The 24,482-nt window shown below is 65.1% G+C and carries 23 protein-coding genes; 19 read left to right on the plus strand and 4 right to left on the minus strand.

The annotated features are described in order from the left end of the window. Positions 1-2: 2 nt before the first annotated feature. The gene (locus FYJ92_RS06555) at positions 3-482 is read left to right on the plus strand and encodes a hypothetical protein (RefSeq protein WP_185263123.1); all 480 of its coding nucleotides are present in this window, start codon (positions 3-5) and stop codon (positions 480-482) included. Here FYJ92_RS06555 and FYJ92_RS06560 read toward each other — a convergent pair. Then, positions 479-1,714 carry a heparan-alpha-glucosaminide N-acetyltransferase domain-containing protein gene (locus FYJ92_RS06560; protein WP_185263124.1) on the minus strand — a complete coding sequence of 412 codons (1,236 nt, stop codon included), beginning with the start codon at positions 1,712-1,714 and terminating at the stop codon, positions 479-481. The genes FYJ92_RS06555 and FYJ92_RS06560 overlap by 4 nt on opposite strands. A gap of 226 nt (positions 1,715-1,940) precedes the next feature. Here FYJ92_RS06560 and FYJ92_RS06565 point away from each other — a divergent pair, with 226 nt between their 5' ends. The 8 genes from FYJ92_RS06565 to FYJ92_RS06600 all read left to right on the plus strand — a co-directional run bounded on the left by FYJ92_RS06565 (position 1,941) and on the right by FYJ92_RS06600 (position 10,555). Beyond that, complete coding sequence (locus FYJ92_RS06565) at positions 1,941-2,240, plus strand: hypothetical protein (protein WP_185263705.1); 300 nt, start codon at positions 1,941-1,943, stop codon at positions 2,238-2,240. Between the two features lie 9 nt (positions 2,241-2,249). Continuing rightward, positions 2,250-2,996: a carbon-nitrogen hydrolase family protein gene (locus tag FYJ92_RS06570; protein WP_185263125.1), complete on the plus strand. Its 747-nt coding sequence runs from the start codon at positions 2,250-2,252 to the stop codon at positions 2,994-2,996. A gap of 126 nt (positions 2,997-3,122) precedes the next feature. Beyond that, positions 3,123-4,031 carry a 4-hydroxy-tetrahydrodipicolinate synthase gene (dapA, locus tag FYJ92_RS06575; protein WP_185263126.1) on the plus strand — a complete coding sequence of 303 codons (909 nt, stop codon included), beginning with the start codon at positions 3,123-3,125 and terminating at the stop codon, positions 4,029-4,031. Positions 4,032-4,072: 41 nt separating this feature from the next. Beyond that, entirely contained in the window at positions 4,073-5,764 is a 1,692-nt protein-coding gene (locus tag FYJ92_RS06580) for a ribonuclease J (protein WP_185263127.1), read from the plus strand. Positions 5,765-5,894: 130 nt separating this feature from the next. After that, entirely contained in the window at positions 5,895-8,816 is a 2,922-nt protein-coding gene (locus FYJ92_RS06585; protein ID WP_185263128.1) for a DNA translocase FtsK, read from the plus strand. Positions 8,817-8,825: 9 nt separating this feature from the next. After that, the gene (gene pgsA, locus FYJ92_RS06590) at positions 8,826-9,461 is read left to right on the plus strand and encodes a CDP-diacylglycerol--glycerol-3-phosphate 3-phosphatidyltransferase (RefSeq protein WP_185263129.1); all 636 of its coding nucleotides are present in this window, start codon (positions 8,826-8,828) and stop codon (positions 9,459-9,461) included. A 9-nt stretch (positions 9,462-9,470) separates the two neighbouring features. Then, a complete protein-coding gene (locus FYJ92_RS06595; protein ID WP_185263130.1) occupies positions 9,471-9,950 on the plus strand; it encodes a CinA family protein in 480 nt (159 codons plus the stop codon). A gap of 152 nt (positions 9,951-10,102) precedes the next feature. After that, positions 10,103-10,555, plus strand: a complete 453-nt coding sequence (locus FYJ92_RS06600) for a helix-turn-helix domain-containing protein (RefSeq protein ID WP_056342905.1) — start codon at positions 10,103-10,105, stop codon at positions 10,553-10,555. Positions 10,556-10,628: 73 nt separating this feature from the next. On the opposite strand, the gene FYJ92_RS06605 is transcribed toward FYJ92_RS06600, so the two are convergent. Further along, positions 10,629-11,201 carry a MarR family winged helix-turn-helix transcriptional regulator gene (locus FYJ92_RS06605; RefSeq protein ID WP_185263131.1) on the minus strand — a complete coding sequence of 191 codons (573 nt, stop codon included), beginning with the start codon at positions 11,199-11,201 and terminating at the stop codon, positions 10,629-10,631. 41 nt (positions 11,202-11,242) lie between these two features. Between FYJ92_RS06605 and FYJ92_RS06610 the strand changes: the two genes are divergently transcribed. The 6 genes from FYJ92_RS06610 (at position 11,243) to dapF (ending at position 16,925) form a co-directional block, all read left to right on the plus strand. Next, positions 11,243-11,467, plus strand: coding sequence for a DUF3046 domain-containing protein (locus FYJ92_RS06610; protein ID WP_185263132.1), 225 nt, complete (start codon positions 11,243-11,245; stop codon positions 11,465-11,467). Positions 11,468-11,700: 233 nt separating this feature from the next. After that, positions 11,701-12,759, plus strand: coding sequence for a recombinase RecA (gene recA / locus FYJ92_RS06615; protein ID WP_185263133.1), 1,059 nt, complete (start codon positions 11,701-11,703; stop codon positions 12,757-12,759). Between the two features lie 184 nt (positions 12,760-12,943). Beyond that, positions 12,944-13,447, plus strand: a complete 504-nt coding sequence (locus FYJ92_RS06620; RefSeq protein ID WP_255482387.1) for a regulatory protein RecX — start codon at positions 12,944-12,946, stop codon at positions 13,445-13,447. Between the two features lie 76 nt (positions 13,448-13,523). Next, on the plus strand, positions 13,524-15,071 hold the full coding sequence (miaB, locus tag FYJ92_RS06625) for a tRNA (N6-isopentenyl adenosine(37)-C2)-methylthiotransferase MiaB (protein ID WP_185263134.1): 1,548 nt from the start codon (positions 13,524-13,526) through the stop codon (positions 15,069-15,071). A gap of 3 nt (positions 15,072-15,074) precedes the next feature. After that, positions 15,075-15,971: a tRNA (adenosine(37)-N6)-dimethylallyltransferase MiaA gene (gene miaA / locus FYJ92_RS06630; protein ID WP_185263135.1), complete on the plus strand. Its 897-nt coding sequence runs from the start codon at positions 15,075-15,077 to the stop codon at positions 15,969-15,971. Between the two features lie 9 nt (positions 15,972-15,980). Next, positions 15,981-16,925: a diaminopimelate epimerase gene (gene dapF, locus FYJ92_RS06635; protein ID WP_185263136.1), complete on the plus strand. Its 945-nt coding sequence runs from the start codon at positions 15,981-15,983 to the stop codon at positions 16,923-16,925. On the opposite strand, the gene FYJ92_RS06640 is transcribed toward dapF, so the two are convergent. After that, positions 16,906-17,520 (minus strand): class I SAM-dependent methyltransferase, encoded by a 615-nt coding sequence (locus tag FYJ92_RS06640; RefSeq protein WP_185263137.1) that lies wholly within the window; start codon positions 17,518-17,520, stop codon positions 16,906-16,908. The two genes, dapF and FYJ92_RS06640, sit on opposite strands and share 20 nt — an antisense overlap. Before the next feature lie 442 nt (positions 17,521-17,962). On the opposite strand from FYJ92_RS06640, the gene hflX reads away from it, so the two are divergent. Together hflX and FYJ92_RS06650 are read left to right on the plus strand one after the other, a co-directional pair. Next, positions 17,963-19,528, plus strand: a complete 1,566-nt coding sequence (gene hflX, locus FYJ92_RS06645; protein ID WP_185263138.1) for a GTPase HflX — start codon at positions 17,963-17,965, stop codon at positions 19,526-19,528. Next, entirely contained in the window at positions 19,521-21,578 is a 2,058-nt protein-coding gene (locus FYJ92_RS06650; RefSeq protein WP_185263139.1) for an ATP-dependent DNA helicase, read from the plus strand. Before hflX ends, FYJ92_RS06650 begins: the two co-directional genes overlap by 8 nt. A gap of 94 nt (positions 21,579-21,672) precedes the next feature. Here FYJ92_RS06650 and lexA read toward each other — a convergent pair whose 3' ends face one another. Beyond that, positions 21,673-22,416 carry a transcriptional repressor LexA gene (lexA, locus tag FYJ92_RS06655; protein WP_185263140.1) on the minus strand — a complete coding sequence of 248 codons (744 nt, stop codon included), beginning with the start codon at positions 22,414-22,416 and terminating at the stop codon, positions 21,673-21,675. Positions 22,417-22,765: 349 nt separating this feature from the next. Here lexA and FYJ92_RS06660 point away from each other — a divergent pair, with 349 nt between their 5' ends. Together FYJ92_RS06660 and FYJ92_RS06665 are read left to right on the plus strand one after the other, a co-directional pair. Then, positions 22,766-23,206: a LysM peptidoglycan-binding domain-containing protein gene (locus FYJ92_RS06660; RefSeq protein WP_185263141.1), complete on the plus strand. Its 441-nt coding sequence runs from the start codon at positions 22,766-22,768 to the stop codon at positions 23,204-23,206. Positions 23,207-23,284: 78 nt separating this feature from the next. After that, positions 23,285-24,403, plus strand: a complete 1,119-nt coding sequence (locus FYJ92_RS06665; protein WP_185263142.1) for a histidinol-phosphate transaminase — start codon at positions 23,285-23,287, stop codon at positions 24,401-24,403. Positions 24,404-24,482 lie beyond the last annotated feature (79 nt).

A 24,482-nucleotide genomic window follows, 5' to 3' on the forward strand; every position in this document is an offset into this window, starting at 1 on the left:
CCGTGGGCGGGTTTTTTGCCGCGTTCCGGAAGAACCGCACGAAGATCTGGGTGGGTGCCGTAACCCTCCTGCTGGTCTTCTACCTGGTGGTGTCCTTCCAGCGCTCCATCCTCCTGTTGCTGGACAGCAACCCCGCCGCCAAGGCCATCGGAGCTGCCTACCTGGTCCTCCCGGCCATCGGCGCCTGGGCCATGATCCGTGAACTGCTGTTCGGCGCCCGCACGGAACAGATGGCCACGGTCCTGGAAGCCGAAGGCGGGCTCCCGGTGGACGAACTGCCGCGCACACCCGCCGGCCGGATCGTCCGCTCCGCGGCGGATCTGGAATTCGAAAAGTACAAGGCCGAGGCGGAAGCGGCGCCCGGTGACTGGCGTTCGTGGTTCCGGCTCAGCTGCGCCTATGACGCTGCCGGGGACCGCAAGCGAGCCCGCGCGTCCATGCGCGACGCCGTGAAGCTGTTCCGCGGCAAGGTTCCCGCTTAGAGCAGGCTGGCCCGGTCGCCGCGCCCCAGCCGGTTGGCCGCATGGCCCACCAACTCCAACGGGCCCCGCCACTTCAGGAGCACAAACACAATACCCACGGTGATGGCCGTCGCGGCATGCGCCCAGTACATCCCGTCCTCGGTCCAGCCCGCGGGCAGCGGCTTCAGGTAGAACGCCGAAACAACCCAAACATGCGCTGAGTAGAGCGTGAGCGTCATGGCACCCGCGCCCCGCAGCGGCAGCAGCAGGTCCAGGTCCAGCCAGTCAGCCAGCCTGCCGAGCAGGAGGAACACGCCCACCACGGCGGCTGCCACGCCGCAGGTGTGCAAAAGGTCCAGCGTGGTGGCCGAATGCGGCGCCGCGGCCGCCAGCCACCACCAGGATCCTTCCTGCCGGATTCCGGTGAGGTTGACCTGGAGGACGCTGTCCAGCGGGTAGCCGGGCGCGTTCAGGACTGCCTCCAGCGCGGCCCGGCCGCCCCAGTTCTCCATCGCCGCGGTACCCAAAGCCTTGGCCAGTGCGGCCACCGCCGCGCCGACGCAGAGCAGCAGGACAGGGACTATCGCTTTGGTGAGGGCCAGCCGGCCGATGACCAGGCCCACCAGCAGGTATGACAGCCACTGGAACACCGGGTAGTAGCCGGTCAGGAACAAGTCCCCCAGCAGGGGGAAAGGGGTAGAGAGGTCTTCCCAGGACGGGTTGTGGCCCAGGTTCAGGGGCGGGTTGGCCGCCATAAGCCAGGGGCGGAGCAGATAGGCGAGCAGGGGGGAAACCACGATCCAGCCGACTGCCCAGCCGCACAGCGCCCTCAGCTTCAGGCCCAGGAACGCCAGGATGCACAGGAACAAGAGGGCGTAGTGGACCAGGATGTTCGCAAGGTTTACTTCCAGCCCGCCCAATGAGAGCCCGACGGCGGCAATCACCAGTGCGCGCAGTGCGATGCCGCGGCGGGCTGCGTTCAAGGCAGTACCTTCCGGCGGTAGCTGCTTTCCGGTAGACAGCGCCAGTCCCACGCCCGCCAGTACGGCAAACAGGGCGGACGCCCTGCCGGAGAAGGTAAGGCCGATCCAGGTGGGCGTGAGATCGGCGTTTGCCTCGAAGGTGGGGAGCAGGTGCGTGGCCATCATGCCAAGGAGCGCCAGCCCCCTCGCGGCGTCGATACCGCGGAGGCGGCCCGCGGCCTGTGAGGTTCGAGGCACCCGCGAGGGTCTTGCCGGGGCACGGGACGTCATCAGGCGATGTTCTCACACCAACCTTTGTGGCGGCAGTCAAGGGCCCGGCAAACACGCGGCCTTAAAGACCTTGTGTTCGAATATATGTTCGAATAATATGGACACCATGCAAACCCCATCCCAGCCGCGGCCGTTTCCGGAATTCCCACTCGCCGGCGGATCGGTGCGCCCCGCCCGGGATGCCCAGGACGCCGCCCCGGCACATCCTGCAGGTTTGATGAAAGCGATGAGCCCAGGAGTGGTGGACTTTCTTTTCCGGCAGCTCGTGGCGGGTCGGCCTCCCGTGGACATCCAGTGGCAGGACGAAGGGGTGACACTCGCCGCCCAGCCGGCGGGGGCCGAGCTGGCCCGCAGGTTGGCCGAGAGCGACCTCGACGCCTTGACGCCCACGGAACTGTTCCACTACGTCCGGGCGGCCCAACGGCTTGCAGCCTGGGCCGAGGGGCTGCGGGAGGCTGCGGTGGACCGGTACTGCCAGCCGGGGAATACGCAGGATGGTGTGGCGAGGGCTGACGCGCATCCCTAGGATAATGAGGTGACTGATGCCCTGACCGTCTCCGCCGTGCAGTACCAGGCGCTGGAAGGCGGGATTGTCCCGAATGTGCAAGAACACGTCCGGCTGATCGAGGATGCAGAGTCCCACGGCGCTCGGCTGGTGGTGTTCCCGGAGCTGTCGTTGACGGGATACAAGCTGGCGCAGTTGGCCGATGATGGCTATTGGCTCCAGCACAAGGACCCGCGGCTGGGCGACATTTACGAAATCTGCCGCCGGACCGGGATCACCGCCGTGGCGGGTGCTGCCTATCGGGAACCTGATGGCACGCCGCGGCTCGCCAGCCTCGTGATCCACCCCGACGGCACTCTCGGACTCGGCTTCAAAACCCACCTCCACGGCCAGGAGCGGGAGGTCTTCGCCGCTGGCGACGGTGCACTTGTGATCGAGTTGGACGGCTGGAAGATCGCGCTGGCCATCTGCTTTGACGCCGCGGTTCCTGCCCACTCCACCGGGGCAGCCCAGGCCGGCGCGGATATCTATGCCGTATCGGCCCTGTACACGCTGGCCGAAGATCGACGGCTTGGCCTGCACCTGGGAGCCAGGGCCATGGACAACCGGATGTTCGCCATCCTGGCGAACCTTGGCGGATCCACTGCGTTGGGCCCTTCCTGCGGCCTCAGCGGGTTCTGGGGACCGGACGGCTTCGAACTAAAAAAGGCCGCCGGAACCGGCACGGAAGTGGTCACCACCGTCCTGCAACGGAGTGCCTTGCGGAAATTCCGCTGACGCTGCGGGTGTCGGACTTCCAGTGGGTGCGGACCTCAGTTCCAGGGGCATGGCAGCCCGCTATTTGACGTGTATCACGTCGCTCCCATTGTCCTAACCAGCTGCCGACAGGGTAACGTTTTTTCCATGCCTCACAAATCCGCCACCGCTCCTGCCCTTGGTACGCTCCTGACCGCCATGGTCACGCCATTCACCAAGGATGGCGCCGTGGACTACAAGCAGGCAGCCGAACTGGCCACCAAACTTGTGGACGATGGCTGCGACGGCCTGGTCGTCACCGGTACCACCGGCGAAACGTCCACCCTCTCGGATGAAGAAAACCTTGGCATGTTCCGCGCTGTCAAGGAGGCCGTGGGAGACCGCGCAGCCATCATCGCCGGCACCGGGACGAACGACACCGCACATTCGGTGCACCTCTCCCAGCAGGCGGCAGCGCTCGGCGTCGATGGCCTCCTGCTCGTCACGCCGTACTACAACAAGCCCAGCCAGGCCGGGGTCCGGGCACACTTCGAGGCTGTCGCCTCCGCAGCCGATGTGCCCGTCATGCTCTATGACATTCCGGGCCGTTCCTCCATCGCGATCGAGCCCGAAACCATGATCCGCCTGGCGCAGCACCCGAATATCGTCGCAGTCAAGGATGCCAAAGCCGATTTCGTTGCAGCCAGTCGCGTGATGGCAGAGACGGACCTGTACTTCTACTCGGGCGACGACGGACTGACCCTTCCGTGGATGTCCCTGGGCGCCGTCGGACTCGTGGGTGTTACAACCCACATCGCTACGCGCCGCTTCCGCGAACTGATCGACGCCATCAATGCGAACGACTTCGAAACCGCGCGTAAAATCAACTTCGAGCTGCTGCCCGTTGTAAGGGCAACGATGACCCGTATCCAGGGAGCCGTTGCAGCCAAACAAATTCTTAAATGGCAGGGAGTCCTGCCCAACTCGATTGTCCGTTTGCCCCTCGTGGAGCCGGACGAAGCCGAGATCGTATCCATCCGCGAGGATTTGGCGGAAGCGGGGCTGGTCTTTCCCTGAGGGCTAAGACCAGCACCCTTCCGCCTGGAAAGTAGTGCACTATGACCCAAACCGCCCTTACCGGCCTTGTCACGCCTCCACGTCTGCCGCAAGGCACCCTTCGGATCGTTCCGCTGGGCGGACTGGGGGAGATCGGCCGGAACATGGCCGTGTTCGAAATCGACGGCAAACTGCTCATCGTGGACTGTGGTGTCCTCTTCCCGGAGGAGACCCAGCCCGGCGTTGACCTGATCCTGCCCGATTTCTCCTACATCGAGAACCGTCTCGACGACATCGTGGCCGTTGTCCTGACCCACGGCCACGAGGACCACATCGGCGCTGTTCCGTACCTCCTGCGGCTGCGCGCTGACATCCCCCTGGTTGGCTCACAGCTGACGCTGGCCCTCATCGAGGCCAAGCTGCAGGAACACCGGATCCGTCCGTACACGATGACCGTTGAAGAGGGCCAGGTCGAAAAGTTTGGCCCCTTCGAGTGCGAGTTTGTCGCGGTCAACCACTCCATCCCCGACGCACTGGCCGTGTTCATCCGCACGGCCGCCGGCACTGTCCTGCACACGGGCGACTTCAAGATGGACCAACTGCCCCTGGACGGCAGGATCACCGACCTCCGGCACTTCGCCAAGCTCGGTGAAGAGGGCGTTGACCTCTTTATGTCAGACTCCACCAACGCCGACGTCCCGGGCTTCACCACCGCCGAAAAGGAAATCGGCCCCACGCTGGAACGGCTTTTCGGCCAGGCCACCAAGCGCATCATCGTGGCGTCCTTCTCCTCGCACGTCCACCGCGTCCAGCAGGTACTCGACGCCGCCGCCAAGCACAACCGCAAGGTGGCCTTCGTAGGCCGCTCCATGGTCCGCAACATGGCCATCGCCGCCAAGCTCGGCTACCTCGACGTTCCCGAGGGCCTCCTCGTGGACATCAAGAACATCGACAACCTGCCGGACAACCGCGTGGTCCTGATGTCCACGGGTTCCCAGGGCGAACCGATGGCCGCGCTTTCCCGCATGGCCAACGGCGACCACCGCGTAGTGGTGGGCGACGGCGACACCGTGATCCTGGCCTCCAGCCTCATCCCAGGCAACGAGAACGCCGTGTTCCGCATCATCAACGGCCTGCTCAAGCTCGGCGCGGACGTCATCCACAAGGGCAACGCCAAGGTGCACGTCTCCGGACACGCGGCCGCCGGCGAGCTGCTCTACTGCTACAACATCCTTGAGCCGCTCAACGCCATGCCCGTGCACGGCGAAACCCGCCACCTGATCGCCAACGGCAAGATCGCCATCGAGTCCGGCGTCCCCACCGCCAGCGTTATCCTTGCCGACAACGGCACCGTGATCGACCTCAAGGACCACCGCGCAGACGTAGTAGGCCAGGTTGAAGTGGGCTTTGTCTACGTGGACGGCTCCAGCGTCGGCGAAGTCACCGAAGCGGACCTCAAGGACCGCCAGACGCTCGGCGATGAAGGCTTCATCTCAATCATCACCGTCATCAACCGCACTACCGGCAAGGTGGTCTCCGGACCCGAGATCCATGCCCGCGGCGTGGCCGAGGACGATTCGGTCTTCGACGAGATTATCCCCAAGATCAACGCCGCCCTGGAAGAAGCCGTGCTCAACCGCACGGACCACACCACGCACCAGCTCCAGCAGGTTATCCGCCGCGTTGTCGGCACCTGGGTCAACCGCAAGCTGCGCCGCAAGCCCATGATCATCCCGGTGGTCCTCGAGGCGTAACAGCCCCGAAGGCAAGCGGAATGGCAAAGGCCCGGTTCTTATGGAACCGGGCCTTTCCCATCTGCAACATGAGGCCGGGAACAGCCGGAAATCCGCGGAAAACCACGCCAGTTCCGGTACCGTGGCACGTATGGCCACTCGTACTACTCCCGCGCCCCGAGGCACCGCTGGCGGCAAATCCAGCGCCAAATCCGGCAGCTCGGCGGGCCGCGGTGCAGGCGCCACAGGGTCCAGCCGCACCGGCGGCCGGGCCGGTTCATCGGCGGGCACCGCACGCACCCGCCAGCTTCCCGCCGTTGACCAGCGGCAGCCCTGGCTGCTGCGCATTGTGGCCGGCGCCTGGCTGGGCGTCGGCCATCTGGTTGGCGGCGGAGTCCGCAGGATCGGCTCCGATGTCAGCGACCTGCCGGCGGACGAACGCCGCGACGGCGCTGCCCTGTTCAACCTTGCCCTGGGCGTCTTCATCGCCACCTTCGCCTGGTGGGGAATGACCGGCTGGTTCCCGGACGCCGTCTACAGCGTGGTCAATGGCACTTTCGGCTGGATGTCGCTGCTTTTGCCGCTGATGCTTTTTGTGTGCGCCTTCCGGCTCTTCCGGCAGCCCGACGACGGCCGGGGAAACAACCGGGTGGGCATCGGTTTTCTCATCATGACCTTTGCGGGCTGCGGCCTTGCCCACGTCGTGGGTGGCCAGCCCACCGTAGCCGAAGGCTTCGACGGACTCCGCCAGGCAGGCGGCATGCTCGGCTTCCTGGCCGCCTCACCTCTCGCAGCCATCCATGCCGCGGTGCCCATTGCGGTCTACGGGCTGCTGGCCTTCGTCTCATTGCTCATCATTACCGCAACCCCCTTCAGCGCCATTCCACGCCGGCTCCGGGGGGCCTATGAGCACCTCATGGGCATCGACCTGCAGGAACCCGGCGACGACGGGGACAGCCACGACCGCAGCTACCTCGAGGAAACCCCGGCAACCCAGGCGCCACGGAAGAAGAAGCGACGCTTCTTCGGCAAGGACCACGAGTCCGACGCGGGGCTGGAAGGCTACGTGGGCGATGAAGCCTTCGAGCACGCCGTTATCGACGACGATGAGGCCGACGCGAAGCCAGACAGTGGATCGCGCCCCGCTCCCGGTGTGCGCCGCCCCACGAAGGCGGAGATCGCCGTCGAGAAAATCAAAGCCGCCCAGGGCATCGGCACCGCAGGGAGCGCCCCGGCAGAGGACAACGCCACCGAGGCCATCCCGCTGGTCACCCCCGGGATGGTCGCCGCCGGTTCACTCAATGCTGCAGCCGCCGCCGTCGCGCAGGTGCCGGCCAAGCCCGTCACACCCATGCCCCTGCCGGCTCCCATTCCGCAGCGGACCGAGCAGCTCTCACTGGCGGGCGACGTCACCTACACCCTGCCGCCGTCGGACGTTCTGACCCCGGGCTCCATCCCCAAGGAGCGCACCGAAGCCAACGACGCCATTGTGGCTTCGCTAACCGAGACCCTCAACCAGTTCAACGTGGAAGCGCAGGTCACCGGCTTCAGCCGCGGGCCCACCGTCACCCGGTATGAGATCGAGCTGTCCCCGGGCACCAAGGTGGAGCGGGTCACCGCCCTGTCCAAGAACATCTCCTACGCCGTGGCTTCCAGTGACGTCCGGATCCTCAGCCCCATCCCGGGCAAGTCCGCCATCGGTATCGAGATTCCCAACACGGACCGCGAGACCGTTTCCCTCGGTGACGTCCTCCGGAGCCAGAACGCGCGCCGGACCGACCACCCGATGGTGATGGGGGTCGGCAAGGACGTCGAAGGCGGTTATGTCGTGGCGAACCTCGCCAAGATGCCCCACCTGCTCGTCGCAGGTGCCACAGGCGCCGGTAAGTCCTCGTTCGTGAACTCCATGATCACCTCGATCCTTATGCGGGCAACCCCGGATGAGGTCCGCATGGTCATGGTGGACCCCAAGCGTGTGGAGCTGACCGCCTACGAAGGCGTCCCGCACCTGATCACTCCCATCATTACCAACCCGAAGAAGGCTGCCGAGGCCCTGCAGTGGGTAGTCCGCGAGATGGACGCCCGCTACGACGACCTCGCCAACTACGGGTTCAAGCACATCGATGACTTCAACAAGGCCGTCCGCGCCGGCAAGGTCCAGCCGCCCGTGGACTCCAAGCGCGTCATCCGGCCCTACCCGTACCTGCTGGTGATTGTTGACGAGCTCGCCGACCTGATGATGGTGGCCCCGCGCGACGTCGAAGACTCCATCGTCCGCATCACCCAGCTGGCCCGCGCCGCCGGCATCCACCTGGTCCTGGCCACCCAGCGGCCCTCCGTGGACGTCGTCACCGGCCTCATCAAGGCCAACGTGCCGTCCCGCATGGCCTTCGCCACGTCCTCCGTCACGGACTCCCGCGTGGTTCTGGACCAGCCCGGTGCCGAAAAACTCATCGGCCAGGGTGATGCTCTGTTCCTGCCGATGGGTGCCTCCAAAGCCATGCGTGTCCAGGGCGCCTGGGTCACGGAGTCTGAAATCCACAAGGTCGTGGAACACGTCAAGGGCCAGCTCAAAGTCGACTACCGCCACGATGTCGCCCCCGAGGCACCAAGGAAGCAGATCGACGACGACATCGGGGACGACCTCGAAGTGCTGCTGCAGGCCACCGAACTTGTGGTCACCACACAGTTCGGTTCGACGTCGATGCTCCAGCGCAAGCTCCGGGTGGGCTTCGCCAAGGCCGGACGGCTGATGGACCTCCTCGAGTCCAGGGGAGTGGTTGGCCCCTCCGAGGGGTCCAAGGCACGTGACGTCCTGGTCAAGCCGGACGACCTCGCGTCGGTGCTCGCAGCCATGAAGGGCCAGGACGCGCCCGCAGTTGCTGACTCGCAGACGGCGGCGCTCAGCGACAACGCCAACTCGAACATCGCCCAGGGCGGTTATGCGGAAGACCTCGTGCAGGCGGACCTGGACCAGCGCAGCCAGAAGATTGAGTACTTCGACGGCGCCGACAGCACCTCGGGCGACGACGAGGACGGTTCCGAAGACGCGTGGTCACTCACCGGACGGTAGCCTAGGAGTGTGACTAGCACAGAAGCAACTGCCGCCGGCTCCAGCAGCCCAGGAATCTGGAATCTTCCCAACATCCTGACCATGCTGCGCATCGCCCTGGTGCCGTTCTTCGTGTGGTTCCTCGTCGCCGATGCTCCCGGGCTGAACAGCGAGTCGGGGCCCTGGCGCTGGGCCGCGGTGGTGGTGTTCGCCGTCGCGATCTACACTGACAAGCTCGACGGCGACATCGCCAGGAGCCGCGGCCTCGTCACGAATTTCGGCAAAATTGCAGACCCCATCGCCGACAAGCTCCTCATCGGCTCAGCCTTGGTGATGCTTTCTGTCCTGAACGAACTGCCGTGGTGGGTCACCATCGTCATCCTCGTTCGAGAGTGGGGCATCACCGCCCTTCGCTTCTTTGTCATCCGGTACGGTGTCATCCCGGCCTCGCGCGGAGGCAAGCTCAAGACCGTCGTTCAGACGGCCGCGATCTTCCTGTACCTCCTGCCACTCGGCGCGCTGGCACCGTGGCTTGTATGGGTGGCTTTCGCCGTCATGATGGCGGCTGTCCTGATCACGGTCTGGACCGGCGTCGAGTACGTCATTGAAGCCCTGCGAATCCGGTCACAGGGCAAACGGGCCGGAACAACCACAGCTGGAAATTAGGGAGCCGACGTGACCAACCTTCACCACCTGGCGGAACAGGCAGTCAAAAAAGCCCTGGAAATGGGCCGCACCGTAGCGGCCGCGGAGTCGCTCACGGCTGGAATGGTCAGCGCCGTGCTCGCCGACACAGCCGGAGCTTCAGGCATGCTCCAGGGCGGCGTGGTGGCTTACCAGAACTCTGTCAAAGTGGACGTCCTCGGCGTTCCGGCAGAGCTTCTGGCCGCTGCCGGATCCGTTGACGGCGCCGTCGCAGCGGCCATGGCGGCCGGGGCAAGGACTGCACTGCGGGCTGACATCGGCATCGCCACCACGGGGGTAGCCGGCCCGGAGGAACATGACGGCAAAGCGGTGGGAACGGTGTATATCGGGATCGCCACAGCAGCCGGTGCCTCCTACCTCGAGTACGGCTTCACGGGTAACCGGGCCGAGATCCGCGGACAGGCTTGTGGTGCCGCGCTGGAAAGCCTGATAGCGGCCCTATCTTCCTGAAGCTACCGGGCGTAAAGTTGCCGGGAACAAATCCCGGTGTCCATTAGTTATTACATTGTGTCGCTTCCGGATAGCGGAGGCGCCTAGGATGAATAAACCACCACGGTTCGCTCCACGGCGGACCGCACTTATGAGGGAGCAAGGCGATACAGATGGTAAAGCAGCCCGTATCCATAAACGGCGTTGTCCGCTGGAAGGATGTGGGCCTCGCCGATCAGGCCAAGAGCGAACAGAAGGAGCGCAAGATGGTTGTACTTCGTCACGAAATCGGTGATGTCCTTCGCGATGTACGCCAGCGCCAGGGACGCACGCTCCGCGAAGTTTCGCACAGTGCCCGTGTTTCCTTGGGCTACCTCAGCGAAGTAGAACGCGGCCAGAAGGAAGCTTCATCAGAGCTCCTCTCGTCAATCTGCTCAGCCCTGGACGTGCCGCTGTCCAGCATGCTCAGGGAAGTCAGCGACCGTGTTGCCGTCGCCGAGGGCGTAGCCGTTCCGGACACCGTTCCCCAGGAATTCTCGCAGCGCTACGGCCGCGACCTTGATCGCGATCTCAACGCTGAACTCAACAACGAACTGTCCAAGGGCCTGCTTTCCGGCGCACGGTAAGCCGTCGCAGGAGCCAGACAGGAACTTCAACAAAGCCTCCGGCCACTGGCCCGGAGGCTTTGTTGTGTGCTGGCTATTTTGCCGTGTCGCCGGCGGACGGGTCCTTTGCGAAGCCGTCAATTTCAAACATGGAGTTAAGCTTTGCCATGTATTCGGCGAGGGTCTGCAGTTCCCCGACCGGCCACTCAGCCAGCCGTTCACGGAAGTCCTGGCGGCGCGCGTCCTGGACCTGGTGCATTTTTTCCTCGCCCTTTTCGGTCAGGCGGATCGACTGCGCCCTTCCGTCGAGGGGGTCAGCTTCCTTGAACACCAACCCGATGCTTTCCAGGAAGGCGATCTGGCGGCTGACGGAAGGCTTGCCCACGCCGATGTTCAGGGCCAGGTCTGTCAACCGGATGGGTCCCTCTCGCCGGATGACCGAAAGCAGACCGTAGGCCGCCGGTTCCATGTCCGGGTGCACCTGCCGCGAGAGCTGATGGGACACCGACCGGGCACGCCGCCAGAAGAGACTGATTTGGTGTTCCACGGTGTTCAGGGCTTCATCAACGGTGTCTTTGTCGGCGGCACCTGTCTCCGCAGGGGACGTCGCGGGAACGCCGGTCTCAGGAAGGCCTGTCGCAGGAGGGCCGTCGGCAGGGTTGCTCATGGCAACAATTCTAGGGTCCGGGACCGTGAGAGACTCTATTGGTGCGGATCAGTGACTATTGGCGGCTTATGGACGACGAATTCGGGGCCGGCTACTCCCGGGTCTTGAGCAGCACCCTGGTTCTGGCCGGCGCCGGCGGGCGCACAGCGGACCAGGCCCTCGCCGCCGGTGTGAGCCCCCGACAGGTGTGGTTGGCCGTCTGCGACGTCCAGGATGTACCGCCGGAGCGGCGTCTGGGACGCGACGTCAAACCACTGCGCGACTGACGCCGCCACCAGTGCGTCCGCGTTCCCACGCTGATGTGCGCTCCCTTCTGCGCTGACACGCCGCCCGATCTGTTCGAATATCTGTTCGGGTAAAGCTATGCTTTTCGTAGTGGGTTATCCACATAGGCGATGTCATCCGACCAGAATGTCAGTGGGTGCCATTAGCGTCAGAGATGACCAAGAAATGGCCGCTGAGGCCACTCCAAAGCGAGAAAGCATTAGAGGTGTGAACCATGGCGGCAGCCCCGGATCGGCAAAAGGCGCTCGACGCAGCGCTGGCACAGATCGACAAGCAGTTCGGCAAGGGCTCGGTTATGCGGCTGGGCGATGAAGTCCGCGCCCCCATCGAAGTCATTCCCACCGGATCCATCGCGCTGGACGTGGCTTTGGGAATTGGCGGCCTGCCCCGCGGCCGAGTAGTGGAGATCTACGGTCCGGAATCTTCGGGTAAGACCACCGTGGCCCTGCACGCCGTTGCCAACGCGCAGCGCCTGGGCGGCATTGCCGCCTTCATCGACGCCGAGCACGCCCTGGACCCCGAATACGCCGCCCGGCTGGGCGTGGATACGGACGCTCTCCTGGTCTCGCAGCCGGATACAGGCGAGCAGGCCTTGGAAATCATGGATATGCTGATCGGCTCCGGCTCGCTGGACGTCATCGTCATCGACTCCGTTGCTGCCCTGGTGCCGCGTGCGGAAATCGAGGGCGACATGGGCGACAGCCACGTGGGTCTGCAGGCCCGCCTCATGAGCCAGGCGCTGCGTAAGATTACCGGCCGCCTGAGCCAGACCAAAACCACCGCCATCTTCATCAACCAGCTCCGTGAAAAGATTGGCGTGTTCTTCGGCTCCCCGGAGACCACCACCGGCGGTAAGGCCCTGAAGTTCTACGCGTCCATTCGCATCGACGTCCGCCGGATCCAGACGCTCAAGGAAGGTGCCGACTCCGTCGGTAACCGCACCAAGGCCAAGATCGTCAAGAACAAGATGGCCCCGCCCTTCAAGATCGCCGAATTCGACATCATCTATGGCCAGGGCATCTCCCGCGAGGGCGGCATCATCGACATGGGCGTGGAGCACGGCATTATCAAGAAGTCGGGTTCGTGGTTCACGTACGACGGCGACCAGCTGGGCCAGGGCATGGAGAACTCCCGCAGGTTCCTGCGAGACAACCCGGAGCTGGCGACCGAACTGGAACGCTTGATCAAGGAGAAGCTTGGTGTCGGGGTAGTCAAGCCCGCCGAAGACGAAGCCAAAGACACACCGAAGCTGAAGGCTGTTGACGGCTTCTAGGAACGCCCCTGACCTGACGGCCGGTCAGAGCGCCGGATGGCGTGCGGCCGGGCAGGACGCCGGATCGGGGCGACGGCAGCGGAGACGGGGCGGCGAACGCCCCGGCTTCGGGCCGGATGGGCCAGTTCCGGATGCTGCCGTCGCAGCCGATGCAAACGCAGACGCCGAACCGGATCCCGCATCCGTGGCGCGGGCCATCGTGCTCCGGCAGCTGACCAGTTCGGCCAAGAGCCGGCTGCAGCTGGCGCGGAAACTGGCCGAGCGGAACATCCCGGAGGATGTGGCGGAAGCCGTGCTGGACCGCTTCCAGGAGGTCCGCCTCATTGACGACGCTGAGTTCGCCGACATGTGGGTGCGCAGCCGTTCGCAGTCCCGGAAGCTCGCCAAAGGGGCCCTCCGGCGCGAGCTGGCGGACAAGGGGATTGACGCGGATACCGCCGCCGTCGCGCTGGAACAGCTTTCCGACGCCGATGAGGAAGTGGCTGCCCGGCTCCTGGTGGAACGCAAGCTCCGGGCAGGCACGGATTTGTCGGACCGCGCCGAGCGGGACAAGATCACCCGGCGGTTGGCGTCCATGCTGGGCCGCAAGGGCTATCAGCGGTCGCAGGCGTTCCGGATCGTCGGAGAAGTGCTCGACGCACAGGCGGAGACCCAAACGGGCGCACCGGACGGCCCGCTGGACTCATAGGCCGCCGAAGCGGTTCCTCAGCCGATCCGGCAGCCAGGGCGATCCAGCAACCTGAGCGACCCGCTACCCTTAACAGGTGAGTTTGACCATTCCTTCCCCCGCATCCGGTACCGCCCCGTCAGCCGACCCTGCCCTTCAGCAGCCCCGTACCTATCAGGTACGAACCTTCGGCTGCCAGATGAATGTGCACGATTCGGAGCGGATGGCAGGCATGCTCGAGGCCGCGGGCTACGTGCCGGCCAGTGGCGAGCAAGCCGACGTCGTGGTGTTCAACACCTGCGCGGTACGGGAAAACGCGGACAACAAGCTCTACGGCAACCTGGGCATGCTGGCGCCCGTCAAGGCCGCCAACCCGGGGATGCAGATCGCCGTCGGCGGCTGCCTGGCGCAGAAGGACCGGGAGACCATCCTCAAGAAGGCTCCCTGGGTGGACGCTGTCTTCGGCACTCACAACGTCGGGGCGCTCCCGGTACTGTTGGACCGGGCCCGGCACAATAACGAAGCCCAGCTGGAGATCCTCGAATCCCTGGATGTTTTCCCCTCCACCCTGCCCACCAAGCGTGATTCGGTCTATTCCGGCTGGGTGTCCATCTCGGTCGGCTGCAACAACACCTGCACGTTCTGCATCGTCCCGGCCCTGCGCGGGAAGGAAAAGGACCGCCGCCCGGGGGACATCCTTGCGGAAATCCAGGCCCTGGTAGATGACGGCGCCATCGAAGTCACCCTGCTGGGCCAAAACGTGAACTCCTACGGCGTGGAGTTCGGTGACCGGCAGGCGTTCTCCAAACTCCTGCGCGCGTGCGGGGAAATTGAAGGCCTGGAACGGGTCCGCTTCACAAGTCCCCACCCAGCAGCCTTCACCGAGGACGTCATTGACGCCATGGCCGAAACCCCCAATGTCATGCCGCAGCTGCACATGCCGCTGCAGTCCGGATCCGACAAAGTCCTGAAGGACATGAAACGGTCCTACCGGTCCACCAAATTCCTCGGCATCCTGGACAAAGTCCGCGAGAAGATCCCGCACGCCGCCATCTCTACTGACATCATTGTCGGCTTCCCCGGCGAAACCGAGGAAGACTTCCAGGCCACCCTCGACGTTGTGGAGCAGTCGCGCTTCGCCACCGCTTTCACGTTCCAGTACTCGAAGCGTCCGGGTACCCCGGCCGCGGACCTGCCGGACCAGCTTCCCAAGGCCGTGGTCCAGGAGCGATTTGAACGCCTGACCGCACTGCAGGACAGGATTGCCGCCGAAGAGAACGCCACGCAGCTTGGCCGCCGGGTAGAGGTGATGGTCACTGCCCATTCAGGGCGCAAGTCCGAGGAAACCCACAGGCTGTCCGGCCGGTCCCAGGACCAGCGGCTGGTGCACTTCTCCGTTCCCGAGGGGGCAGAGACGCCGCGTCCCGGGGACCTGGTCACCGTGACCATCACCGAAGCTGCAGCCTTCCACCTCGTGGCCGACCCCTCTGTGCAGGACTACAGCCTGCGGCGCTCCCGCGCGGGGGACGCCTGGGACAGGTCCCAGGCCGACTCGTGCGGGGCTCCCGCGCCGGCTGCCGCAGGCGGCGCCGGCCGGAGCGGGGTCTCGCTGGGTATGCCCACGCTGCCGGTCCGGAGCCGCTGACCGGTGGCCCAGCCTCCGGTCATTGCCGTTGTTGGTCCCACGGGGTCAGGAAAGTCCGATCTATCCGTGAACCTTGCCCTGGAACTGGATGGCGAGGTCATCAACGCAGATGCCATGCAGTTCTATCGCGGGATGGACATAGGCACCGCCAAGATCACGCCGGCAGAACGCAAGGGCGTTCCCCATCACCTTCTGGACATCCTGGACGTCACGGAGGAGGCCAGCGTTTCAGTCTTCCAGCAGCAGGCCCGGAGCATCGTCAGCGGTATCCACGCACGCGGCAAGCGCGCCATTCTGGCGGGCGGTTCGGGTCTCTACGTTCGGGCTGCCCTCGACATCCTCGAATTCCCCGGCACAGATCCTGTCCTCCGGGGGCAGCTTGAGGCTGAGCTCGAGGAAGTCGGCCGGGATGTCCTCCTGGCGCGGCTCGGGGACGTGGACCCGGTGTCAGCGGCCCGTGTCTCCGATTCGCGCCGGATAATCAGGGCGCTCGAAGTCCACGAGCTCACCGGCCGGCCGTTCAGCTCCTTTATGCCCCAGCGGGAGTATTTCCAGCCTGCTGTCCAGATCGGGCTGGCGGTGGACCGAGACGTCCTCCGTGAACGGCTGGCCCAGCGCGTCCACACCATGGTGGACCAGGGGCTGCTGGCGGAAGTGCGCCGCCTGGATGCGGCCGGTCTGCGCGGCGGCAAGACTGCGCCGCGGGCCCTGGGCTATGCCCAGTTCCTGAAAGTGCTCGACGGCGGCTCAACAGTTGCCGAGGCAGCCGAGGACACCATCGTGGCCACCCGGCAGTTCGCCAGGCGTCAGCTCACGTGGTTCCGTGCCGATCCCCGCATCGGCTGGCTGGACTGGCGGGCGCCGGACCTTGCGGCCCAGGCCGTGGCTCTCAGCCGGTAATCTAGGACCATGGACGCAACCCCCGAAGAGACCACAGAGCCCGCCTTCCGCCCCCTGGGCGGACTCCGCTTCTCCAAGGGACACGGAACAGGCAACGACTTTGTGCTGATCGCTGACCCCGACGGCGTTCATACCATCGACGCGGGCCAGGTGGCGGCCCTCTGCGACCGTCACCGCGGAATCGGCGGCGACGGCCTGATCCGGGCCGTCCCGTCCCGGTACCTCTCCGAAGGCCGCGAACTCCTGCTCAGCAGCCCCGAGGCGGAGTGGTTCATGGACTACCGCAACGGCGACGGGTCCCTGTCGGAAATGTGCGGCAACGGGGTCCGTGTTTTTGTACACTTTCTGCGTGCCGAGGGACTGGTAGACCTGCCCGACGGCGGCGTACTCACCATCGGGACACGCGGCGGCGTCAAGACCGTGGTCCGGACAGGCGACAGCTATGCGGTGGACATGGGGCCGTGGGAATTCATTTTCCCCGGCGACGCGACCGCCAAAGCCATGGATTCGCTGGTCACCGCGGACGGCCTGGAAGTGCCCCGCCCGGCCCTGTCCGTCAGCATGGGCAACCCGCATACCGTGGTGGCGCTTGCTGAACTGTCCGAACTGGAATCCACCAGGCTTTACACGGCTCCGCAGGTCGATCCGGTGCCCGCCAATGGAACCAACGTCGAATTCGTCGTGCCTGCTGAACCCCTGGTCCACAACGGGACCGGCACGGTCACCATGCGCGTCCATGAGCGGGGCGTTGGAGAAACCCAGTCCTGCGGCACAGGTGCGTGCGCGGCCGCAGTGGCCATCCGGCACTGGGCAGGGGCGGAAGCACCGGACTCCTGGCAGGTCAACGTGCCGGGCGGCGTCGTGGGAGTCAAATTCTTCGCCGGGGCCGGCGGGCGCGAGCACGTCGAGCTCAGCGGGCCCGCCGTCATTGTGGCTACTGGAACGCTTTCCTGACCCGAAGGATCCGGAAGGACTTGGACGTGGACTCCCGGCTGACGGTGAACGATGAATCCAGTTCCGTCGAGAGCCAGCGCTGAAGCGAATCCGAGCCCAGGTTCTTTTGGACCACCAGCCACGCGGAGCCGCCCGGCGCCAGCCGGGGCAGCCACATCTTCAGGAGGCTGTGGAGTTCATCCTTGCCGATCCGGATGGGTGGGTTGGACCAGATCGTGTCGAAGCGCAGCTCCGGGTCCACGGCGTCAGGAGTGCTGGCCAGCACGTTGCCCAGGCTCAGCAGGGCCGCATTCTCGGTGGTCAGCGTGATGCAGCGTTCATTGACATCCACCGCGTACACCTTGGCATGCGGCGCGCGCAATGCGAGCGTCAGGGCAATGGGCCCCCAGCCGCAGCCGATGTCAAGGAGGTTGCCTGTGGGGTCCGGGGCCGGGACCTCGGCCAGGAGCACCGCCGTCCCCTTGTCAATACCGTCGGGACTGAAGATGCCGCCGGACGTCTGCAATGTGCGCGTCTCGCCGGCCAGTTCCACTGTGAGCGGTTTGCGGGCGAACGGCCCGGCGGGCGATGCGCTGAAATAGTGTGCGGACTCCATAACTGGCCAGATTAGTTGGCCGGGGTGGACAATGCGAAACCGCGGCCACCTCTTCTGCTAATCTTGAACCCATGTTCTTGATCTTCGAGTAGCCGGCACGGCCGGTGTCCCTCCCGGACGCCGCCTGTCCCGAAGCCGTGCCCCGCAGCGATGCAGGTATTAACCTTCCGCAAGTGCGCCACATGACAGGCCTTCGTAGCTGTTATGCCGCCGGGCAATACTCGAGTGATCTGCCGCTGCCGGTCCCTTGCAGTTTGCCCGCGCTTTCCACCACTCCCCGCATCTCCCGGATGCGCAGACTCCCTGCACGCCACGGTCCGGACCGGCGCGCGCAGCAGACCAGGAGGCCCGCATGACTGCAAGCCGTCAGCCCAGCGCGAATACTTCCCCACAGACCAACGATCCGCACTATTCTGAAAATGCCGAATCTTCAAAGGAGACCATGACCAGCCAGCCCAACACCGGTTCCGATCCAGCAGCCCAGGACATGAGTCCCGAGGAGATCCAAGCTGTCATCGACCGGATTCTCGCCAAGGACGTACCGGCCAGGAACCTCACCGCCGCAGACGGTGACAAAGCCGTGTTCGGCAGGGCTCAGGCGATTTCCCGCTTGGACGACGAACACACCAGCTACGACGGCGACCAGCAGGACCGGGAAGAACGCCGGGCACTACGGCGCGTGGCCGGTCTGTCCACCGAACTCGAAGATGTCACCGAAGTCGAATACCGGCAGCTGCGGCTCGAACGTGTGGTCCTGGCCGGGCTATGGTCCGAAGGCACCTTGGCGGACGCGGAAAATTCCCTGCGTGAACTTGCCGCCCTTGCTGAAACAGCAGGCTCGGAAGTCCTGGACGGTATGGTGCAGCGCCGTGCCAAACCGGACCCGGGCACGTTCCTCGGTTCCGGAAAGGCCCTTGAGCTCAAGGAAATCGTGATGGCCACCGGGGCTGACACGGTTGTGGTGGATGCCGAGTTGGCACCGTCCCAGCGCCGAAGCCTGGAGGACATCGTTAAGGTCAAGGTCATTGACCGCACGGCCCTGATCCTTGACATCTTCGCCCAGCACGCGAAGAGCCGTGAAGGCAAGGCCCAGGTGGAGTTGGCGCAGCTCGAATACCTCCTGCCACGCCTGCGCGGCTGGGGTGAGTCGATGTCCCGCCAGGCCGGTGGCCAGGTGGGCGGCGCCGGCGCCGGCATGGGTTCGCGCGGACCCGGTGAGACGAAAATCGAACTGGACCGTCGCCGGATCCGGACGCGCATGGCGAAACTGCGGCGCGAGATTGCGGCGATGAAGCCGGCACGGGAAACCAAGCGGGCCAACCGCCGTCGTAATTCAGTGCCTTCCGTTGCGATTGCCGGATACACGAACGCCGGGAAGTCATCGCTGCTGAACAGGCTGACCGACGCCGGTGTGCTGGTGGAGAACGCACTGTTCGCCACCCTGGATCCCACCGTGCGAAAGGCCGAAACCTCCGATGGCCTCGGCTACACCCTGGCGGACACCGTGGGTTTTGTGCGTTTACTGCCCACACAGTTGGTGGAGGCCTTCCGCTCCACGTTGGAGGAAGTGGCTGACGCGGATCTGATCCTGCACGTGGTGGACGTGTCCCATCCGGACCCGGAGGGCCAGATTGCCGCAGTCCGCAAGGTCTTCAGCGAAGTGGATGCCCGCAAGGTGCCGGAGATCATAGTCCTGAACAAGGCCGACGCCGCTGATCCGTTTGTAGTGGAGCGCCTTAAGCAGCGCGAGCCGCGCCACGTGGTGGTCTCGGCCCGCACCGGCCAGGGGATCGCCGAATTGCTGCAGGCCATCAGTGACGGGATTCCCCGGCCCGGCGTGAAGCTGGAACTCCTTATTCCCTACGACCGCGGTGACCTGATCAGCAAACTGCACGAGACCGACGCCGAGATCCTGAGCCTGGATCACGGCGAGCACGGTACCCGCGCTTTGGTGATGGTGCGTGAAGGCCTTGCGGCTGAACTGGAATCCTTCATCAACCATGACTGAGGTTGTGGCAGGGGAAGTCAAAGGTACGGCCGGCGAGCAGTTCGTGATCGAACTGCTCGACCGCGCCGTAACCGGCATGGGCGGTCAAAGCCGCAGCGGCCAGCACGAGATGGCAAGGCAGGTGGCCAGAGCCATCGAAAGCGGCGACCACCTCCTGGTGCAGGCCGGAACGGGGACCGGAAAGTCACTGGCCTACCTGATTCCGCTCATTGCTCACTCGCTCGTGAGCAACAAGCCCACGCTCGTGTCCACAGCCACACTTGCGCTGCAGACCCAGATTGTGGGGCGCGACCTTCCCCGGCTGCTGAAGACCATCACACCCGCCCTCGATCGCCCCGTCAAGGTGGCCCTTGTCAAGGGCCGCTCCAACTATGTGTGCCAGCATAAGCTCGTAGGCGGGTTCCCTTCTGAGGAACCCGCCGAGGGCCAGCTGTTCTCCCTCGGCGAGGACACCAGCGTCCCGCATTTCGCCGCCGCCTTGGGCGGGCCGTCGTCCCAGCTGGGGAAGGAAGTGGTGCGCCTGCGGGAGTGGGCGGAAAAGACCACCACGGGCGACCGTGATGAGCTGCTTCCCGGGGTAACGGACCGGGCCTGGCGGCAGGTGTCTGTGACGTCCATGGAATGCCTGGGCGCCCAAAAATGCCCCATGGCGGCCGAATGCTTCAGTGAACTGGCACGCCACGACGCCGCCGAGGCTGACGTGGTGGTCACCAACCATGCCATGCTCGCGGTCAGCGCCTTTGAAGGCCTCGCAGTGCTCCCCGAGTACGACGTTGTGGTGGTGGACGAGGCCCACGAATTGCAGGACCGTGTCACCGGTGCCGTGTCGGGGCAACTCTCCGTGGCAATGGTCCACGCTGCCGCGTCGGGCGCGCGCAAACACACGGCCATCACGGTGGATGCCCTCAACGCAGCTGCCGCCAACCTGGAACTCGCCCTGGCCGGGGTGCCCAACGGGCTGCTGCCCAACGGCCTCAACGACGAACAGCTGGACTGCGTGGACCAGTTGCGTGAGGCGTGCCGGGCTGCACTCTCTGATTCCAAGGGTGACGGCAGCCAAACGGCCGACGGCGGGCGGCAGCTCGCGCGCTCACGCCTGATGCTGATCCTCGAACTGTGTGAACGGCTCATTGTGGCCCGTGAGAACCGTGAAGTGGTGTGGTTTTCCCGCGCAAGTTCCTTCGACCCGCAACAGGGCTATGCCCAGCCCGACGAGTCTGCGCCAGCCCTGGTCAACATCGCGCCGCTCAGCGTTGCCGGAAAGCTCCGCGAAGGGCTGTTCGCCGGCCACACCGTGGTGCTGACCTCGGCCACGCTTGCCATCGGCTCAGCCTTTGAACCGGCCGCCGGCGGCCTGGGGCTGGTGGGGGAGGGCGCGCCGAGCTGGACCGGGATCGACGTCGGATCGCCGTTTGATTATCCCAAGCAGGGGATCCTCTACGTCGCAGGGCACCTGCCCAAGCCGGGCCGCGGGGCGTCGCCGGAGGCACTCGATGAACTTGAAGCGCTGATCCGGGCGTCCGGCGGCGGAGCCCTGTGTCTCTTTTCATCGCGCCGGGCCGCCGAGGAGGCCGCGGAGGCGATGCGTCCCAGGCTCGGCCTCAGCATTCTCTGCCAGGGCGACTCCACCATGACTGCCCTCGTGAAGCAGTTCGCGGACGAGCCCGATACCTGTCTCTTCGGAACCATGTCCCTCTGGCAGGGTGTGGATGTTCCGGGCGGATCATGCCGGCTCGTGGTGATCGACCGCATTCCGTTCCCGCGGCCGGACGATCCGCTGATGACAGCACGGTCCCGCGCCGTTGCGCAGGCCGGCGGAAACGGCTTTATGGCGGTATCGGCGACCCACGCGGCCATCCGCCTGGCCCAGGGCGCGGGCCGCCTGATCCGTTCCACCGGAGACAAAGGCGTGGTGGCCGTGCTTGATTCCCGGCTTGCCACCGAGCGCTACGCCGGATTCCTCCGCGCCGCGCTGCCGCCGTTCTGGCCCACCACGGACCGCAAGATAGCGTTTGCTGCCTTGGAAAGGCTGGCCGGGAAGGGCGCCTGACTGAACGTGGACACTGTGTGGTCCTGCAAAGGCAGGCCCCGCCCCTTGCTTGCCCTCGTCCTGGCCGAGGGGGCGTGGAGGCCCGCTGCGGGACCTAGAGCGAGCGCAGGACCGAGACGACCTTGCCCATGATTGTGGCGTGATCGCCCAGGATGGGTTCGTATTGCGTGTTCTGCGGCAACAGCCACGTGTGTCCATCGCGTTGGCGGAACGTCTTCACGGTGGCTTCATCGTCCAGCAGGGCCGCGACGATATCGCCGTTGGCGGCGTCGGCCTGGCGGCGGACCACTACCCAGTCGCCGTCGCAGATGGCAGCGTCCACCATGGAGTCGCCGGCCACGCGCAGCATAAAAAGTTCACCCTGGCCCACGAGCTGCCGCGGCAGGGGCATCACGTCTTCCACCACCTGGTCGGCAAGGATGGGCCCGCCCGCCGCGATCCGGCCCACCAGCGGCACCATGGCGGTGTCCATGGCGGAGGGAAGTTCGGTGACCGTTCCGCCGAGGCCGTGCAGGACTGAGGGCTTGGTAGTCCCCTTGGACTTAGTGGACCCGCCATCCAGCGTCAACGGCATGAGGACCTCCATGGCACGCGGACGTTTGGGGTCCCGGCGCAGGTATCCCAGCTTTTCCAGCTGCGACAGCTGGTGGGTCACGCTGGACAAACTCGCCAGGCCCACGGTGTCGCCGATTTCACGCATCGACGGCGGATAGCCGTTGTCATTCACCGAGCGCTGGATGGTCTCAAGGATCTTCTTCTGGCGGGCGGTGAGCCCCTTGGGGGTCCGTTGGGGCTGGCGGCGCGGTGTCGCCTTGCCCCCGGCGGCTGGTGCTGCCATGTTCGCCAATGCCTTTCGGTTGCCCGGATCCGCTCCGGCCGCTGGTGCCTGGAACGCCCCGGGGCTGGTGTCGGAGTTGATTGTCAGACCCTGCTGATCAACTACAGAGGTGGTTGTTCTTTGATCCAAACGTAGGCCAGCCACAGGGCTTTTTCAAACATTTGTTCTAGCGAGTCTCGACAATATTCGTTGATAAGTGCTAAAAATGAAGAAGCAAAGTTCGAACATGTGTTCTACTCGTTGCTTGCGGATTCGAATACTCGAATTTATGGACGGCCCAGGCCGGCACCGGCAAGTGGACGCGGAGGACGCGCCGGGCAGCACAGTATGGTCCAGGAGGGCTCATTTCATGTCAGCTATATCTGCTTCGCAGGACTCGCGTCCGCAGCTCGTTTCCGTGCAGGACCTCACCGCGCGGCAGTGGTCCGGGCCCCTGCCGGCTTCGGGTGCGGCGCCCAGGCAGCGCAGGGAATCTTTGCCGCCGCTGCGCCTGACCCGCAGGGGACGGATTGTCCTCATTGGCATCCCGCTGGTGATCCTGGCCGCAATCCTGCTTTCGCTGGCAGGTTTCCTCAACGCACCGGCGAAGGCTGCCGACTCTGCCGCCGACCTGTCCTTGACGCCAACTGTGTCGGTTACGGTCCAGGCCGGGCAGTCCCTCTGGGCCATCGCCAGTACCGTTGCGCCCGAGCGTGATCCCCGTGATGTCATCGCGGATATTGCTCAATTGAACAATCTTTCCGCCGGCGGCGTTGTCCCCGGACAGCAGCTCTTCGTCCCCACGAAGTAGGGAGGTTCCAGGCTCTGGAACGTGCCGCCGCAGGCCGTCACATTTTCCGGCCGTCTGCTTCGGACCTAAACTGTTCAGGTGAATGACCAGCTAGAGCGTCTGAACAGACTTCCCCTCCGGACCAACCTCCGCGGGCTAACCCCGTATGGTGCCCCGCAGTTGGATGTACCTATCCTGCTGAACGTCAACGAAAACACCCATGGGGTCCCGGCGGACGTCCGGGCCGCGATCAGTGTGGCCGTGACGGAGGCCGCGGCAGGACTCAACCGCTACCCGGACCGTGAGTTCACCGAACTCCGGGAAGCGCTGGCCGAATACCTCGGCCACGGTCTTGATGCCACCAATATTTGGGCAGCCAACGGATCCAATGAGGTCCTCCAGCAGATTCTCCAGGCGTTCGGCGGACCCGGGCGCACGGCCCTGGGATTCCCGCCCACGTATTCCATGTACCCGCTCCTGGCCAGCGGCACCGACACCGGGTACATTATTGGGCAGCGCGCCGATGACTACGGGCTCAGTGCAGAATCGGCTGCCTTGCAGGTCAAGGAGCTTCAGCCCAACATAGTTTTCCTGTGCTCACCGAACAACCCAACCGGCACCGGCCTGGGCCTGGATGTTGTGGAGGCCGTGTACGCGGCCGGCGAGGCCAGCCAGACCATTGTGATCGTTGACGAGGCCTACCACGAGTTCGCCCACGACGGAACGTACAGCGCCCTGACCCTGCTGCCCGGCAGGGAACGCCTCATTGTGTCCCGCACCATGAGCAAGGCGTTCGCCCTCGCGGGTGCACGCCTGGGCTACATGGCCGCCGCCCCCGAGGTCACGGACGCACTCCGCCTGGTTCGGCTGCCGTACCACCTCTCGGCCATCACCCAGGCAACAGCCCTTGCCGCCCTCCAGCACCGCACTGCCCTGATGGCCGATGTCGAGGACATCAAGGAACAGCGCGACCGCATCGTTTCGGAGCTGACCCGCATGGGCCTCAAACCTGCCGCCTCGGATTCGAACTATGTGTTCTTCGGCGGCCTCGACAACCCGCGTGATGTCTGGCAGCAGTTGCTGGACGACGGCGTGCTGATACGCGACGTCGGCATCCCCGGCCACCTGCGTGTCACGGCAGGCACTGAGACCGAGACCACATCGTTCCTGACGTCGCTGGAACGCATCCTGGCCAGCCAGGCCACGCTGCCAGCCTAAACTTGAAGTACCGCCGCCCCCGCGCGCCGGCACATTTCCTTCGCTACGCATTTCTGACTTCGCTTAAGGACATATGACC

The organism is Pseudarthrobacter sp. NBSH8 (assembly GCF_014217545.1).
In the GTDB taxonomy this organism is placed as follows: Bacteria; Actinomycetota; Actinomycetes; order Actinomycetales; family Micrococcaceae; genus Arthrobacter.

Excerpts from the sequence above, each read along its gene's own strand:
- FYJ92_RS06660 (WP_185263141.1), top strand. The coding sequence starts at position 22,766 with ATGTCAGCTATATCTGCTTCGCAGGACTCGCGTCCGCAGCTCGTTTCC.
- dapA (WP_185263126.1), top strand. The coding sequence starts at position 3,123 with ATGCCTCACAAATCCGCCACCGCTCCTGCCCTTGGTACGCTCCTGACC.
- recA (WP_185263133.1), top strand. The coding sequence starts at position 11,701 with ATGGCGGCAGCCCCGGATCGGCAAAAGGCGCTCGACGCAGCGCTGGCA.
- dapF (WP_185263136.1), top strand. The coding sequence starts at position 15,981 with ATGGACGCAACCCCCGAAGAGACCACAGAGCCCGCCTTCCGCCCCCTG.
- FYJ92_RS06580 (WP_185263127.1), top strand. The coding sequence starts at position 4,073 with ATGACCCAAACCGCCCTTACCGGCCTTGTCACGCCTCCACGTCTGCCG.
- lexA (WP_185263140.1), bottom strand. The coding sequence starts at position 22,416 with ATGGCAGCACCAGCCGCCGGGGGCAAGGCGACACCGCGCCGCCAGCCC.
- FYJ92_RS06585 (WP_185263128.1), top strand. The coding sequence starts at position 5,895 with ATGGCCACTCGTACTACTCCCGCGCCCCGAGGCACCGCTGGCGGCAAA.
- FYJ92_RS06650 (WP_185263139.1), top strand. The coding sequence starts at position 19,521 with ATGACTGAGGTTGTGGCAGGGGAAGTCAAAGGTACGGCCGGCGAGCAG.
- hflX (WP_185263138.1), top strand. The coding sequence starts at position 17,963 with ATGACCAGCCAGCCCAACACCGGTTCCGATCCAGCAGCCCAGGACATG.
- FYJ92_RS06640 (WP_185263137.1), bottom strand. The coding sequence starts at position 17,520 with ATGGAGTCCGCACACTATTTCAGCGCATCGCCCGCCGGGCCGTTCGCC.
- FYJ92_RS06565 (WP_185263705.1), top strand. The coding sequence starts at position 1,941 with ATGAGCCCAGGAGTGGTGGACTTTCTTTTCCGGCAGCTCGTGGCGGGT.
- FYJ92_RS06605 (WP_185263131.1), bottom strand. The coding sequence starts at position 11,201 with ATGAGCAACCCTGCCGACGGCCCTCCTGCGACAGGCCTTCCTGAGACC.
- FYJ92_RS06600 (WP_056342905.1), top strand. The coding sequence starts at position 10,103 with ATGGTAAAGCAGCCCGTATCCATAAACGGCGTTGTCCGCTGGAAGGAT.
- FYJ92_RS06560 (WP_185263124.1), bottom strand. The coding sequence starts at position 1,714 with ATGACGTCCCGTGCCCCGGCAAGACCCTCGCGGGTGCCTCGAACCTCA.